General features: G+C 40.4%; 15 protein-coding genes and 1 pseudogene. 11 read left to right on the forward strand and 5 right to left on the reverse strand.

Annotation, left to right across the window (positions count from 1 at the left end; all coding sequences use genetic code 11):
* Positions 1–533: 533 nt before the first annotated feature.
* Positions 534–1,064 (forward strand): hypothetical protein, encoded by a 531-nt coding sequence (locus tag H7A81_RS19470; protein ID WP_182058441.1) that lies wholly within the window; start codon positions 534–536, stop codon positions 1,062–1,064.
* 211 nt (positions 1,065–1,275) lie between these two features.
* On the opposite strand, the gene H7A81_RS19475 is transcribed toward H7A81_RS19470, so the two are convergent.
* On the reverse strand, positions 1,276–2,013 hold the full coding sequence (locus H7A81_RS19475) for a hypothetical protein (protein ID WP_182058442.1): 738 nt from the start codon (positions 2,011–2,013) through the stop codon (positions 1,276–1,278).
* 351 nt (positions 2,014–2,364) lie between these two features.
* Between H7A81_RS19475 and H7A81_RS19480 the strand changes: the two genes are divergently transcribed.
* A complete protein-coding gene (locus H7A81_RS19480; RefSeq protein WP_182058443.1) occupies positions 2,365–2,559 on the forward strand; it encodes a hypothetical protein in 195 nt (64 codons plus the stop codon).
* 53 nt (positions 2,560–2,612) lie between these two features.
* Here H7A81_RS19480 and H7A81_RS19485 read toward each other — a convergent pair whose 3' ends face one another.
* Together H7A81_RS19485 and H7A81_RS19490 are read right to left on the reverse strand one after the other, a co-directional pair.
* Positions 2,613–3,356, reverse strand: coding sequence for a hypothetical protein (locus H7A81_RS19485; protein WP_182058444.1), 744 nt, complete (start codon positions 3,354–3,356; stop codon positions 2,613–2,615).
* A gap of 102 nt (positions 3,357–3,458) precedes the next feature.
* Positions 3,459–3,770 carry a hypothetical protein gene (locus H7A81_RS19490; RefSeq protein WP_182058445.1) on the reverse strand — a complete coding sequence of 104 codons (312 nt, stop codon included), beginning with the start codon at positions 3,768–3,770 and terminating at the stop codon, positions 3,459–3,461.
* Positions 3,771–4,386: 616 nt separating this feature from the next.
* Between H7A81_RS19490 and H7A81_RS19495 the strand changes: the two genes are divergently transcribed.
* The gene (locus tag H7A81_RS19495) at positions 4,387–4,944 is read left to right on the forward strand and encodes a hypothetical protein (RefSeq protein WP_182058446.1); all 558 of its coding nucleotides are present in this window, start codon (positions 4,387–4,389) and stop codon (positions 4,942–4,944) included.
* Between the two features lie 411 nt (positions 4,945–5,355).
* On the opposite strand, the gene H7A81_RS19500 is transcribed toward H7A81_RS19495, so the two are convergent.
* Both H7A81_RS19500 and H7A81_RS19505 read right to left on the reverse strand, forming a co-directional pair.
* Positions 5,356–6,042, reverse strand: a complete 687-nt coding sequence (locus tag H7A81_RS19500; RefSeq protein WP_182058447.1) for a hypothetical protein — start codon at positions 6,040–6,042, stop codon at positions 5,356–5,358.
* A 144-nt stretch (positions 6,043–6,186) separates the two neighbouring features.
* Complete coding sequence (locus H7A81_RS19505; protein ID WP_182058448.1) at positions 6,187–6,765, reverse strand: hypothetical protein; 579 nt, start codon at positions 6,763–6,765, stop codon at positions 6,187–6,189.
* Between the two features lie 33 nt (positions 6,766–6,798).
* Between H7A81_RS19505 and H7A81_RS19510 the strand changes: the two genes are divergently transcribed.
* The 8 genes and pseudogenes from H7A81_RS19510 to H7A81_RS19545 all read left to right on the forward strand — a co-directional run.
* Positions 6,799–7,317, forward strand: coding sequence for a hypothetical protein (locus H7A81_RS19510; RefSeq protein WP_182058449.1), 519 nt, complete (start codon positions 6,799–6,801; stop codon positions 7,315–7,317).
* Between the two features lie 55 nt (positions 7,318–7,372).
* Complete coding sequence (locus H7A81_RS28010; RefSeq protein WP_370529967.1) at positions 7,373–7,822, forward strand: phage terminase large subunit family protein; 450 nt, start codon at positions 7,373–7,375, stop codon at positions 7,820–7,822.
* Positions 7,735–8,819 (forward strand): IS3 family transposase gene (locus tag H7A81_RS19520; RefSeq protein WP_370529968.1). Its coding sequence is split into 2 segments (ribosomal slippage): positions 7,735–7,939 and positions 7,939–8,819, totalling 1,086 coding nucleotides; the frame shifts between segments, so codons are not numbered across the junction. Before H7A81_RS28010 ends, H7A81_RS19520 begins: the two co-directional genes overlap by 88 nt.
* A 9-nt stretch (positions 8,820–8,828) precedes the next feature.
* Entirely contained in the window at positions 8,829–9,689 is an 861-nt protein-coding gene (locus H7A81_RS19525; protein ID WP_182058451.1) for a phage portal protein, read from the forward strand.
* Complete coding sequence (locus tag H7A81_RS19530; RefSeq protein ID WP_182058452.1) at positions 9,631–11,379, forward strand: phage major capsid protein; 1,749 nt, start codon at positions 9,631–9,633, stop codon at positions 11,377–11,379. Before H7A81_RS19525 ends, H7A81_RS19530 begins: the two co-directional genes overlap by 59 nt.
* Positions 11,380–11,381: 2 nt before the next feature.
* Entirely contained in the window at positions 11,382–11,669 is a 288-nt protein-coding gene (locus H7A81_RS19535; protein WP_182058453.1) for a hypothetical protein, read from the forward strand.
* Positions 11,666–12,064: a hypothetical protein gene (locus H7A81_RS19540; protein WP_182058454.1), complete on the forward strand. Its 399-nt coding sequence runs from the start codon at positions 11,666–11,668 to the stop codon at positions 12,062–12,064. The genes H7A81_RS19535 and H7A81_RS19540 overlap by 4 nt, the downstream gene beginning before the upstream one ends.
* Before the next feature lie 4 nt (positions 12,065–12,068).
* A pseudogene (locus tag H7A81_RS19545) lies at positions 12,069–13,901 on the forward strand (hypothetical protein); the annotation flags it as partial.

The raw sequence follows: 13,901 nt of genomic DNA on the forward strand, positions 1-13,901 counted from the left end.
GATGTTAGTGCCTTTTCGTATGCCCAATCGAGGGTATTCATGATCATTTCTTGTGTTATCGGGTTCTTCATTGTTCTTCCTTAAAATGAAATTGTACCCAACGATTATCGGCAGCATGTAACGGAACATTAGAGCACTTACCTCTTTTACAGAATTGATAGTACTGATACCTATCAACGTTAAGTACCAGAATTAAAAGTAAGACGACATAGTATACTAATTTTCATTAAATCCCGACTTGTTGTATTTTATGAAATTAGCAACTTACATGAAATTTATTGTACTTACTAAAAAGACATAAGGTACTAATATGGGTTTTAATTGTTAATGATACCCATATATCAACGCTGCAATTTAAGTAATCTTTTAAAGTGCAATGTAATTCATTGTTATTATTATCTTTTTATTTTAATGGTGGATTGAATGAAAAAATATTTAAAATTTACATTAGTCAGGTCTTGTTTTTATTTTATTCAGCCGTTAGATTGCATCACACACAACGCAGCCACCTATTTTAATAATGGAAAATAATCATGACTACTAACTTCAGCAAAATGACACGTGCACAAATCGAAGAGCAACTTAAAGCGTACCAAGCAGAGTTAAGCAGACAGGATAAGGAATCTGAAGGTTTAGAAAAGATTCGTGAAATTATGCTTGAATACGGTATTAGTGAAAGTACTGTTATTACAAGCCTTGGGGGAAGTACCAGTACTTCAGCAAAGAAGGAAGATAAGAAGTATTCAGTACAGTTAGATGGTAAGACATACAAAACGAGCAGTAAGCAACTCACAAAAGCGATCAAAGATACTGAGGAATACCAGAACTTACCTGAAGAACAGAAAGTACTCGATACCTTCTTACGTGCATACAGTACTGAGTACTCACAGGATTACCCTTTTAACGCTAACTATGATGGAAATCAGTTCTACATGGGAATGAAAGGAACCATGAACGCGATAACGAAGAAGTACTATGCAAGTTACCTTAGTGACAATGCTCTAAGCGAAAGTACTGATACCAAGCTGTCCTTTAAGAAGCTTGCCAGCGAAGCCAGCCAATGAAGCGTCTCAGCGTAGACAGATATGAAGTACTGAAGGCTGATGATGCCGGAAGGTTCAGTACTTCATTGATGGCCTTGAAGTACTGAACCTTGAAGAACTAGCAGTTACTCATGAGGATCGTAAGAAGTTACTAGTACTTGAGGTGATTTTAGAGCAGGTAATGTAATAGGTATTCAAGGACGCTTGAGTACCTACCTTATAAAAAACATTACTATTTACTCACCTTAATCGAAAAATAATTGGATAAGTCATCACTAAAGTTTTCAATATTTTTGTAGTTTTGACTCATTATTTTCATTCCATCTTCAACCCTTTTGATTTGCTTTTTTAAAGTTGCAAGGAATTCATCATATTCTTCTACCTCTAAATCTGCTTTAGTGAGTGTGCGTTTAATTCCAGTCCAGATCATCATGTTTGATTTGAACACACTAGTATAAGCTAACAGGATTTTTTCATGGTATTGAATTATCTCAGGCTCTAATGTGCAATTAAGTTTGGTGAGTTTTTTTAATTTATGTTTAAGTAAAGCGGGTGTGATTGTTCTGTCTCTAATTTTCTCAAGATTAGTATTGCACTCATCAACTGTGCAAAAATAAGATACGTCATCTGATATTAATTCTATGTTACTTTCTAAGTAGAGAGCTAGAGCACTAACCCCTGTCCAGTGAGAATTCAATTTATAATAATCATCGAGTATTAACTCTTTTACTAAAGTATATGAGTCTTCATTTTTCTTCTGATTTATCCAGTTCGGTGCTTGCTTTATTGCATACATAGCAATGAAAGCAGTTGCAATGGTTCCTATCGTATTGAAAAAATCCATTAGGTTACCGAACTCAAAATGACCTTCTGATTTTTTCAATGCACCATTAACAACGAGCCACAGTGAAAGTACTAACAGTATCCCAATAGAAACTTCTTTAAAGACTTTCCACACCTTGCTAAACATGGTCTTATCCCTTAACCCAAAAAACATTAAATAACACAAAATCAATGATTTTCATAGATCTATGATAAATACCTCATACACAACTAATGAGGTATAACATGTTAAGAGTCGAATACAACAATATCGAAGGAAAGTACTACTTCTTGTATGTAACACCACAAGTACGGATTAGTACTACAGAACCCGATTCATTCAGCCTTGAGTACAGGGATGGCAATACGGTAGAGGTACTCAATGTCTGGTCGTATCTAAACCCTACTAAGGATGCTTTGTTCGAACTAAGAGTACTGACAGAGTACTCAAATGAAGTAATGAATGCCGTACAGGTACTCAAGGTTTGCGGGGGATGCTATGAAGATTGATACATTTAAGGTAGGAAGATTTGAGTTAAGGAATACAGAGGAAGGCATCACGTACTACATGGATGGCGAACAAGTGCAGTACGTAGAGCTAGCTTGGGATTCACCAGAACGTACCACACTTGATGTTCTTAAAGAGATGTACGACCGTGAATCCAATGATCTGGGGTTAAAGTGGGAAGTCTAATGATATTTTTATCAATATCATTAGTGACCTGTCAATTGAGAGGAAGATTGAAGTCAAAAAGGGCGTTTCGTGAATGTTGGTCTTTTCTTCTTTGAAATCTTTTTAAATAGTGGGTTCTTGTCAGTCATTGCTTCCCATGATATATACCATGAGTAAAGGAAGAAAGATGAAAATAATATTGCGTAATATATATTGTATTTGTATGGAATGATATTGTAACTCACGAAGATTAAATTCCAAATAAAAGCAACTGCCCATAGGATGTTAATTACAACAGAAACATATAAGTTCACACGACTAACTGATGGTTTGATATCAATCATGTCTAATGAGATTTTATAAAGATCACCTGATACATAGTACTCTAACTTATCTAGGTTTTTTTCCCAGTTCTCCTGCCAATACTTGCTCCCTTTATTTGCACAATAGAATGCTAACCCAAAAACAAAACCGACAATAGTTAGTCCAGGAGAGAATGCTTGTATCCATGGTTGTGTTGAATTGATACTAAAACCGACTAGACCTGCCAAAGCAGTCATAAATATCCAGAAATGATTTGCTCTCTTCCAATAAAGTTCTATTTCGAACTTTCTAATATCATGAGCTTTTGCATATGCTTCTTTGATTTTTAAGTAATTGATGGATTCCTTTAACTTTCCATCTATATGTGTCGCTAAAATGTCACCGCACATAATTCTTTTGTCATCAAGCAAATCTCTTAAGTATTTTAAATCTTGTGCTCTTACTTTTATGTGATTTTTTTTAAGAGTAGGTTTAAATCTGCTATGAGCTTCCATGTAGAGCATTTCCATTAAGACCAGAAAACAGTACTATATACCAAATCGCCCATGAACCGTAACATCGTTGTTCTGCAAACACGTGGTTCATGGGCGTATCCTTCAAAGCTTAACCGCATCCCCGATACACTTCACCGAAGCCCAGCAGTTATTACCCCAATCTGTGTCTGAGTTCTTCTGGCAGATGTTGTTTACTACTGCATCTGCACCGACTAAAGCCGCTTGTATCTTCACACCTTCAAGTGCTTCATCACGGCTCACATCCTGACGCTGATATGCATTACGGTTACAGCTTAACCCTGTTACCGTCTTGAGTACTTTAGCTTGCGGGTATGGGTTGTTCTCATGCACCTGCATGTTTGCTGCTTTAGCTCGCTGTGTAGAGGACAGGTCATCAATTTTTGGGTTAGACATACAGGCAGTAAGTGCCAGTACAGGTAGTAGCACGCATATTGTTTTCATTGTTAGTACCAGTATTACCAGAGGTACTAAAAATCTAGTTTGGTTCTATCAGAACGGCAATTCACACTGGTCTACAAACCTGTCTATATCCCCTCCATGGGCTTCGATCATTTGCTGATGGTGTAAAAACCAACTAGTTACATCAAAGATAGATACTGGTTCCTCTAGCACAAACCAGTATGCAGTATCAGTTACCCGACCGAACCAAAACATACGCTGATCACCAACTCGTTTTGTCTCTACTAAAACTACTTGTCCGGGATCTATACGTTCAAGATACCCGCCTTTGTGAAGTACCGTTACACGTTCAGTAGTCGTAAAGTACTGAACGCCGTTAGTTTGTGCAGGGTTAAACCCGTTCTTGTTTCCCACAGTCAAATCCCCCTACCAAATCAATATTACTGTAAGGATATACAGTGGTATTTGAAGTTACAAGCACAGGCAGTGAAAATAGAATAAAAATGATCATTTTCAATGCGTTATGTTGATCATTGAGTGCTGTCAGTACTTCCATTGATATCTAAAATGATTAAATATTGATCATCTATTCAAATCGGATATCAAAACAATGGATGGTTTTTGCACGGTGCTACACAACGAAGACGGCAAGATTTTCGGCTTACAACTTGAAGGGCTGATTGATAGTACTGAAGGCTTCATTGAGCTACTTCAGTTCATAGAGGGGAAGGCCGGATACATAGAGCAGCATGAACTCTTGCTGATAGTGCCTATAGGTTTCGGCATCGCTTCTGTACTCAACCATGAAACGAACATAAGCAAGTTACTTGATACGTACCCATTCATACGCCTGATGATCTACGAGAATTTCCCAAACCTAATTCATGGGCGTAAGAACCAGTTGTTGCAACACTTGTGTACTAACTACCAAGTGTGGCTCGGTAATCTCGGTAGTGTGATGCGTACAAACCTTGTAGGAGTGATGCAAGGCTGCTTTGACGGTTTAGTACTCGATAAGCAATTCACCAATGGGAACAAGGATAAAGGCATATTCCCCGTAGTACTGAATGAAATGAGTAAATACACAAATCACCTGATTGTGTCTGGCATTCACACTGGCAGGTATCGATCCGTGCGTATTGCTCACATAGAACAACAATTAATGTAGGAATAACAAAAATGAAAAAACTACTCATAGCAGCAATCATTGCTCTAATCACAGCATGTACTTCGCATCACTCATGGGTGGATAAAGCCTTTGTTGGCTACGTTGACCAACAGGCCGTAGTACTCTTTGATGCAGGTGTACGGAATGGGGTGAAGTACTACAGACCGCAGTTCCAGAGTCAGTGCCATTACAACAAGGCATACTTTGATGAACAGTCTAGTACTGGATGCGTAATCAACGAAGCACGTATAGCAGATCTGCACTTATACAGTGACCATGTAGAGCGTGCACCTCGACGTGTCAGTACTCAGGTTAACCATGAGTTCTTGGAAGGGGTGAGCGGATTAGATATCTAAAAGTAATAATCCAGCAAAGTTCCTAGCATAATTTTATGCTAGGAAGTGAACATGGCTATTCCTTTTTAGAAAATTCACATTGGCTATTTGATATTATTTTGAAATTATTTTTGTCTTTGATGATTACACTATCACCTGATGTTGCCAATACTTGTTGTTGATTGCAAAGAGTGTTGTTTTTATGGATGACAGTATAAAGGCCACCAATTACTAGGCTGAGGATTGACAGTGCAACACAGCGATGCATCAAGACAAAATAATATTGTTGATCAGCAGTTAAAAACGTTAGGCGAGGTTTGGTTCTGTTGTCGTGAAATTCTTTGTTAATCGATTCTATAATGCTTAAGTCGTTGCGGAATAAAATCGGTAAAATAAAGTCTCTGCCTATAACTGGAAGGGAGGTAAAGAACAAAACAATAAAATGGTAAAGTTTTAGATCAGGTATGAATAGAAACGCAGAAAGCGTAAGGAATAGAAACATCCCCAAATACACTATCGCCAGTCTTGTGATTGGCTTTAAGTTTTTAAACTCTATTGTAATGGGGGTGTCCAAAAGAGGACCTATGAATATTGATAGCACTGATATTAAAAAGAAACAAAATGATGACATGCTTTGGATAGTAATGTTAATTAACTCAGTGGGTATATTGTAATGGTAGAAAATACCTAACTGAAAACAGTAAGCACAAAAGTATCCTGTAGCAGTAACGTAGAGAACAGACAAACCATCCGATAGTTTCATGAAAGAAAAGCCTTAATAAATTTTGGGTATTGTAAATCAAATTTCTTGTGTTCGCTAGGTTCTCCGACGTTCGACGAAGATCGTGCAGTTTCGCATCGAGTCATTTTTTAGATATCTGACTAAAAAATCCCAACCCGAACCGAATTAAAAAATCATATATCCAATGTCGTGACACTCACAATCTTCCGGTGAAGCAGAACAAACGCATATATTAACAACCTTACAAGCTGTTTTGTAGTCACGGCATTGCTTTAAAATATTTCTTATCTGATAAGTGGAAACGTGTTCAGTTTTACTAAAAAATCCTATGCACCAATACGAACGCATTTTGTAATCTGATTTATTAAGATGAGATTGTTTTATAGATTGTAGCTTATGAGCATCCAATAACATTTTATTGTGTAAGCTATCAGCAGTCCCATCGCATTTTAGCTCAATGTACATATAATGGTCATTCTCGAATCTTTTATTTCGAACTAACAAATCAACGAAAATCCCAACCCTACCTGTTTGATACCTCATATCAGGCACTGCGGGCACTTCACGTTTAGCCTCACATCTACAATTTTTTTCAAGATGATATTCTAATTCTACCTGAAGCCACTTTTCCCAATCCTTATTTGGACGCTTGAGGATAAGCTGTAGCTTGTCCTTAATTAATTCATCTTTGAGGAAGCTAGAAATCGCTTTGTCTAAAATTTTAAACTCTGAATCAAAATCCATTTTGCCAACCATAAATAATAAAAAAGGGATTTTATGAAAACGATAAGCATTAATCAACTAGCTAAGCAATATGGGTATGATGAGTCCACCATAAGGCAAATTTGGATTCCAAAAGGGCTGGATATGAACCTTCCAGAGCAAGATATCAGGGCATGGATAGTTCAGAACATATTACAACCGCTACGAGAAACAGACCTACGGGAGCAAATGGATCGTGAGAAGCTACGTAAGCTACAGGCAGAAGCAAGTCAGGCAGAGTTAGAACTCAACAAGCAGCTTGAACTGGTGGTCGATACATCCTACTTAGAATCCAGTCTTAGCGAGTACTTCAGTCAACTCAAAAACTATCTTCGCACAATCCCCCAGAAGCATTACTTAGAACTCTTTGAATCAGAGGATCCACTACAACTAAAACAGAAACTAGCAGACTTTATAGATAAAGTACTAAATGAAATTGGCACTCATGAATACGAGATGCCAGAGGAAGAAAATGAACAAGGACAAGTTAACGAAGATCCTGAACAGGGCAGTTCAGAAGATACTTCCACCTAAAAAACTAAAACCTTCCGATTGGTGTGAAGCTAATCTAACTTTCCCAGATGGCCCGATGGGTGGACAAAGACTTACTTTATTTGAATTTCAAAAAGAACCACTAGACATAATTACAAATCCTCGCATCAGAAAAGTAGTACTTCAATCTTCAGCCCAGCTATTAAAGACAACAGTAATGTTAAACGCTGCGATGTACTTTATGGCTAATGATAATTCAAATATGGCATTTGCTTCCAGTACTGGAAAAGAAGTAAAGCTAATGAAGACGGGTAAGTTTGATAATGTGATTGCCCGCTCTGAAGTACTATGGAGTGACCCCGAGCCCATAGACAAATCTGCCCTATATTTTGAGCATAGGAGGAGTCTATGGGCACACCACGATTTACCCCTGAGTTTAAAGAAGAAGCCGTCCGCCAGATCACCGAGCGGGGCTATTCCGTCGCCGACGTTTCTGAACGCCTGGGCGTCTCGCAACACAGCCTTTATAAATGGATCCGCTCTATAAAACCTGATGCCAGCGGGCACCAGGCGCAGGATCTGCTGGATGCCCGGACGGAGATCCTCCGGTTGAAAGCGCAGCTCAAGCGAACTGAGGAGGAGCGGGATATCCTGAAAAAGGCAGCGCGGTACTTTGCAAGGGAGCCCGACTAAAGTACCGCTTCATTAACGATCACCGTCAGGTCTGGTCGATCACACTGATGTGTCGGGTTCTGAAGGTTGCCCGTTCCGGTTTTTACGTCTGGCTTCACTGCCCGGTATCAGCCGGAGAGCAGGATAATCAGCGACTGCTGACGCTTATCCGCGACTCTTATACCCTGAGTGGCGGCGTTTATGGATACCGACGGGTCCACAGTGACCTGCGAGAAATCGGAGAGGTATGCAGTAAAAACAGGGTAGCGAAAATTATGCGGCAGAACAGAATCAAGGCCGTACATGGCTATAAAATCCCGCGAGGAGCATGGGGACGTCCGTCAGTCATTGCTCCTAACCGGGTACAGCGGGAGTTCACAGTCGTTAAACCGAACCAGGTCTGGGTAACGGATATTACCTACATACGGACCTGGCAGGGCTGGCTGTATCTGGCCGTGGTGATAGACCTGTTTGCCCGCAATGTGGTGGGCTGGTCAATGAAACCCTCACTGTCGCGCGAACTGGCGCTGGATGCTCTCCTGATGGCCGTCTGGCGACGAAGGCCTGAGGAAACCGTTATCGTACACAGCGACCAGGGAAGCCAGTATGGCAGCGATGACTGGCGACGGTTCTGCCAGGCTAATAACCTGTCACCCAGCATGAGCCGACGCGGCAACTGCTGGGATAATGCAGTGGCAGAATCCTTCTTCAGTTCGCTAAAAAAAGAGCGCATCAGAAAGCGGATCTATAAAACCCGGGATATGGCCCGGGCTGATATCTTTGATTATATCGAAGTGTTCTACAACCGGACACGACGCCACAGCCACCTGGGAGGCATCAGTCCAGAGGCCTTCGAAAAGGCCTCGTCGTGAGGACAGTGAATGTCTACGGGAACGGGGTCACTCCACAACCCCATTACGTATCAGATTGATACTGGTTCGTATGAACGTGTTACTGCTGATGAGATCATTCATTACTACATACCTGAGTTCCCTAATCAGGAACGAGGTATACCAGATCTATTTGCTGGTCAGAAAGTACTTCAGGAACTACAGGAATACATTCAGGCAACATTGGTTAGTAAGAAAGTTGCGGCAAGTACTACAGCCTTTATTACTAACGCTAATCAGACTGATTATGAACTGGAAGAGGGTGAAGATACACGTCTTAACGTTGAGTACTTAGAAGCAGGAAGCATCTATGAACTGAACCCAGGGCAAGATATTAAATCTGTAAATCCGAATGCTGGTGTTGATGGTATTGATTCTTTCGTAAATAACTTAATGAATCAAATTAGTATGTCATTAGGTATTACAAAAATGAATTTGATGGGGGATACGAGCCAGGCTTCGTTTTCGGCAGCCAAATTAGCAGACAGATTACAACAAACTACTTTCAAAACGAGAAGTAATGTACTCATCAGTCGGGTACTTAAAAAGATCTACTCAAACTGGTTGGCTAATGAATTGCTAAATAATAGTAAGTTAGGCAGTTTCAGCAACTTTGATGATCTCGTTGTAGCTCACTACATTCCCGTTAAGACTATTTCAATAGACCCGGTTAAAGATGCCCAATATGAAATTCTATTACTCGATGCTGGACTTAAATCAAAACAACAAATTATTCACGAAATGGGGTATTCACCAGATGTAGTGTTTAAACAAATTGAGGAAGAAAAATCACATGGAAGTGATGAAGAAACAAAAGCGGGAGATGAGAGTACAGACACTACCGACAAATAATGAAAGTCGTGAAGTACTAATTGCATTCTCAAGTGAATCCCCAGTAACTCGTACTATCAATGGTAAGGACTACCAAGAAATTCTACTTCATACCTCTGAAGCCGTAGATCTCTCACGTCTGAATAATGGTGCAGCACTGCTATTCAATCATGATTTTGATAAGCATATTGGCATTGTTGAAGATGCCAATATTGATTCTGACAAAATCGGGCGTGCTTTAGTACGTTTCTCAAGTGTTGGAATGGGTGATGAGAAGTACCAACAGGTTAAAGAAGGTGTACTTCGTAAAGTATCCGTTGGCTATGAAATCAATGATTATGAAATCGATGGTGAAAACCTAATTGTTACTAATTGGGCCCCTTATGAAATCTCTATGGTATCTGTACCTGCTGATGATTTTGTTGGTGTAGGTCGTTCATTAGAAGTACCCGAAGGTACTGAAGAATCAGAACAACCAGTACCAGAAGAACCAATTGCCGAAGTACTTCAAGATGAAGTACATGCAGTAGTTGATGAAGTCGAGGAAGTACTTTCTGAATCAGCACAAGTTGTTGAAGAAGTTATCGAAGATGTTAAGTCTGAAGTAACTGAGTTAATAAATAAAGATGAAGAACAACGCATTGCCGAACTGAACGGAATGGCTCGCGTACTCAAAATAGACGTATCTGAAGCAATTGCTAAAGGAATTAGCGTTGAAGATTTCAAACGTCAAATGAAACAACCTATCAAGGATGATAACAATATTATGGAAAATAAATTTTCTCTATCTAATAGCATTCGTGCAATGTCTAACCTAGACGCTGAAGTTGAAGGCTTAGATATGGGTACTCGCGGCGTTAAAGTACCTGCAAATGCTTTACGTGCAGTCAATACAACTACTGGTGCAAATCTCATTCAAGAAACTATCGCGTATGATTCATACATCGATATTCTTCGTGCTAATTCAATCCTGGCTAAATTCCCGATTACGGTAATTTCAGGTCTAGAAGGTGACGGTAAGCTATCACTACCTGCACTTAATGCAGACTTCACCGATTCATTCGGTTTCGTAGCAGAAGATGGTACTTCACCAGAAGCTACCCCGGCGTTCGGGAAGGTCACTCTTGAACCTTCAGACTTTACTGGTTCAGTTTACCTAACCCGTATCATGATGAAATCAAGTGCAGCGGCTGAACGATACACTACCGATGCAATGATCAAAGGTGCTGCTTCTCAGCTCGAAAAGCATGTTATGGCCAATGTAGTAAGTGAAGCCGTAGCCGCTGGTAATACCGCTGCTGTTGCTACCATTGATTTCGATTCTGTAGTAGATGCAATGGGTGTACTTGGTTCAAAGAACGTAGCTTCAGGTACTGTTGTTGCTGTAATGAGTCCTGCTACCCGTGCAACCCTACGTAAGCAGGTAGTGAAGGGTAACACCGCTGCTAAGTTCCTCGTTGAAGGCCAGGGTGACGCACAACTACTAGCGGGTGAGATTCCAGTAGTAGAAAGTACCCTAGTTGCTGACGGTCAGGTAATCCTCGGTGATTTCAGCCAGATCGTAATTGCACAATGGGGTTCTGATGTAGAACTAGACCGCGATACAACAACTTCCCGTAATCGTGGTGGCTTGTATCTACGTGTTTGGGCGACTATGGATACTAAAGTTGCTCGTAAAGAATCATTCTACGTACTAACAGTGACGCCATAATCATGAGGGCGTTTACTTCTTCACAGTTAAACGCCTTGATTGAAACGTTTGGTGAGCCATTGGTACTTACTGATGGTTCAACTCTTACCGTTATTTTCGAATCTCAGACTGTCGCAATCGATACGCCTGAAGGATTCGTTGAAACAGAAGAAACCTACCTAACAACAAAAACAGGCTTGATGAATTATCAAAGTACTTTCATGTACGGCGGTAATCTACAAGTTGTCTATAACATTGTTGATGACCTATCCGGCATTATCAATGTCTATTTCAGGGAGTCCAGCACATGAATTTAATTACCATTAAGAATCATGTCAGTGATTCCCTTTTTTCTTTAGGTTTTCAGGTAAGAAAAGCGACAACTATCAATCAAGATGCGGCAGAGTACATTTTAGTACTAACCAATCTATTAGAACAAAATGAGAACATACCAATGGGAGTGCAGAACTATAGTACTCTCACGATGGATGTTATGTGCACTTCAAAGGATGAATCTAAAGTACAGGAAGTAATGACGACAGTTTACGATCATGTTCGTACAGTTGATTTCCTAAAGTCATTCGTTACAGAAAAGCAGATCAATGTAAGTACTATTACAGTTAGTTCAATAGCCGACGACACCGACGTAACAAGCGGCATAAATACCCTGATGCTAACAATTCAAATGAATTATATATCGAGGTAATTAAATGTCGTCAATTTTCCACGGTGGAAATACCTACATCTTCTATAATACCGATGCCAATAACAACATTCCAACTAGTGTTACTTATAAAAACATCGATGAACTTGGTGCATTCCCCCAAGTTAAAATAAACTCAAGTACTACATCGTTGGAAACGTACAATGATGAATGGGTACAAGTACTATCAGGTAACATGAGTATCGACTCAGTTAGTATTGTAGTTCACTACATTGCCACTAACGATTCACATCAATTCCTTGATAATGCATTTTCAAATTCTACTAATTTTCAAATCAAAGTAAGCCTGTATGAATCACAGGACTCGCTTGATCAGCACTATGTAATCCTTAATGGTTATATCAGTGGTTACACCGATTCTGGTGATCAGAATGAGGTCTATAACCGTACCTATACTTTTGTTGCTGAAGATCTCATTACAAGGGGTACGGCACAAGATCCACCGCAATTGAAACAAGGTGATTTTGGTATTGGTTCTGATGGTGAAACGTACCCACAGTACGAAAGTGAAACACCTACAGGTAACAGCTTTATCAAAGTACCTGCATTGCGTGCTGATAATCCTATTAATGGTGATCTTGGTGGCTTTGCTTTCGTTGATAATGGTGGTGATAAGACCGCACAGTTGGCTATGCCTTCTGAGGGGAACTTGGGCATTTATATCAAGAATACCGATCACGATTGGCTAAGTGTTCCATTAAAGGCAACCAATGATGCTTTATATGTACCTCTAACACGTACCATCAACGGGAAAGTACTTTCAAGCAACATTACCCTTAGTGCATCAGATGTATCAGCATTGCCTCTATCTGGCGGTACTCTAACAGGAGCACTAACTGGTACAGATGCAACATATAGCGGAACAGTACAGGCTAATGGTTTAACCCTCACCAATGCCTTACCAGTTACACAAGGCGGTACAGGCAACATTACCGGTAATGCCCCTACGTCAACACTTGCTGCTTCCTCTACGAAGCTGGCAACCGCCAGAACGGTAAGAACTAACCTTGCCAGTACTTCTACCGCTAGCTTTGATGGCTCAGCGAATATAACCCCCGGTGTTACAGGGACACTACCAATTGCAAATGGTGGTACAGGTAATACTACGGGTCTTGCTGTTTCAGCAACGAAATTAGCTACTGCCAGAACGGTAACTATCAATCTTGCGAGTAGTACCGCTGGATCTTTTGATGGTACAAGCAACATTACACCGGGTGTGAGTGGCATTCTTAGCCTTGCAAATGGTGGTACTGGTGCTGCTACATCAGATGATGCATTGGTTAGCCTGGGTATCAAGGCTCTTGGATTAGGTGCAGACACTTTAAGTACTATTACCGACTTCAATACGGTCACAATCAGCGGTCTTTACCGTTATACGAGTAATACTGCCAACAGCCCATTTACAGGGCAGTCAGGAACGATGATTCATCTTCCTTACAGCACTACTTATTGTTCACAGATGGCCTTCCATATAGGGCAGACATCAGCATCAGTAAACCCACAGATTTACCAACGAGTAATGGTGCAAGGTGTCTGGACTTCGTGGAAACAGTACGCAAGTGCTGGTATCAACTCAGATATCACTTCCTTTACTGCACTTAGTGGCCCACTAACATTAGGTGGTGACGCACAGCAAGATGCACAAGCCGTTACCCTAAGACAGCTAACAGCGGCAACCGCTGGTGGTGGTTCAAGTGGTGCAACACTCAATGGTGTTATGAATAACTTTCTTGGTGCGGTTGAGTGGTTTAACGGTACTCGTGCATCACTACCTTCAGGACATTTAGCCGCTGACGGTCAACTTCTTAAGCGTGCTGAT

Source organism: Pantoea sp. ME81 (assembly GCF_903970985.1).
Classification (GTDB): Bacteria; Pseudomonadota; Gammaproteobacteria; order Enterobacterales; family Enterobacteriaceae; genus Pantoea; species Pantoea communis.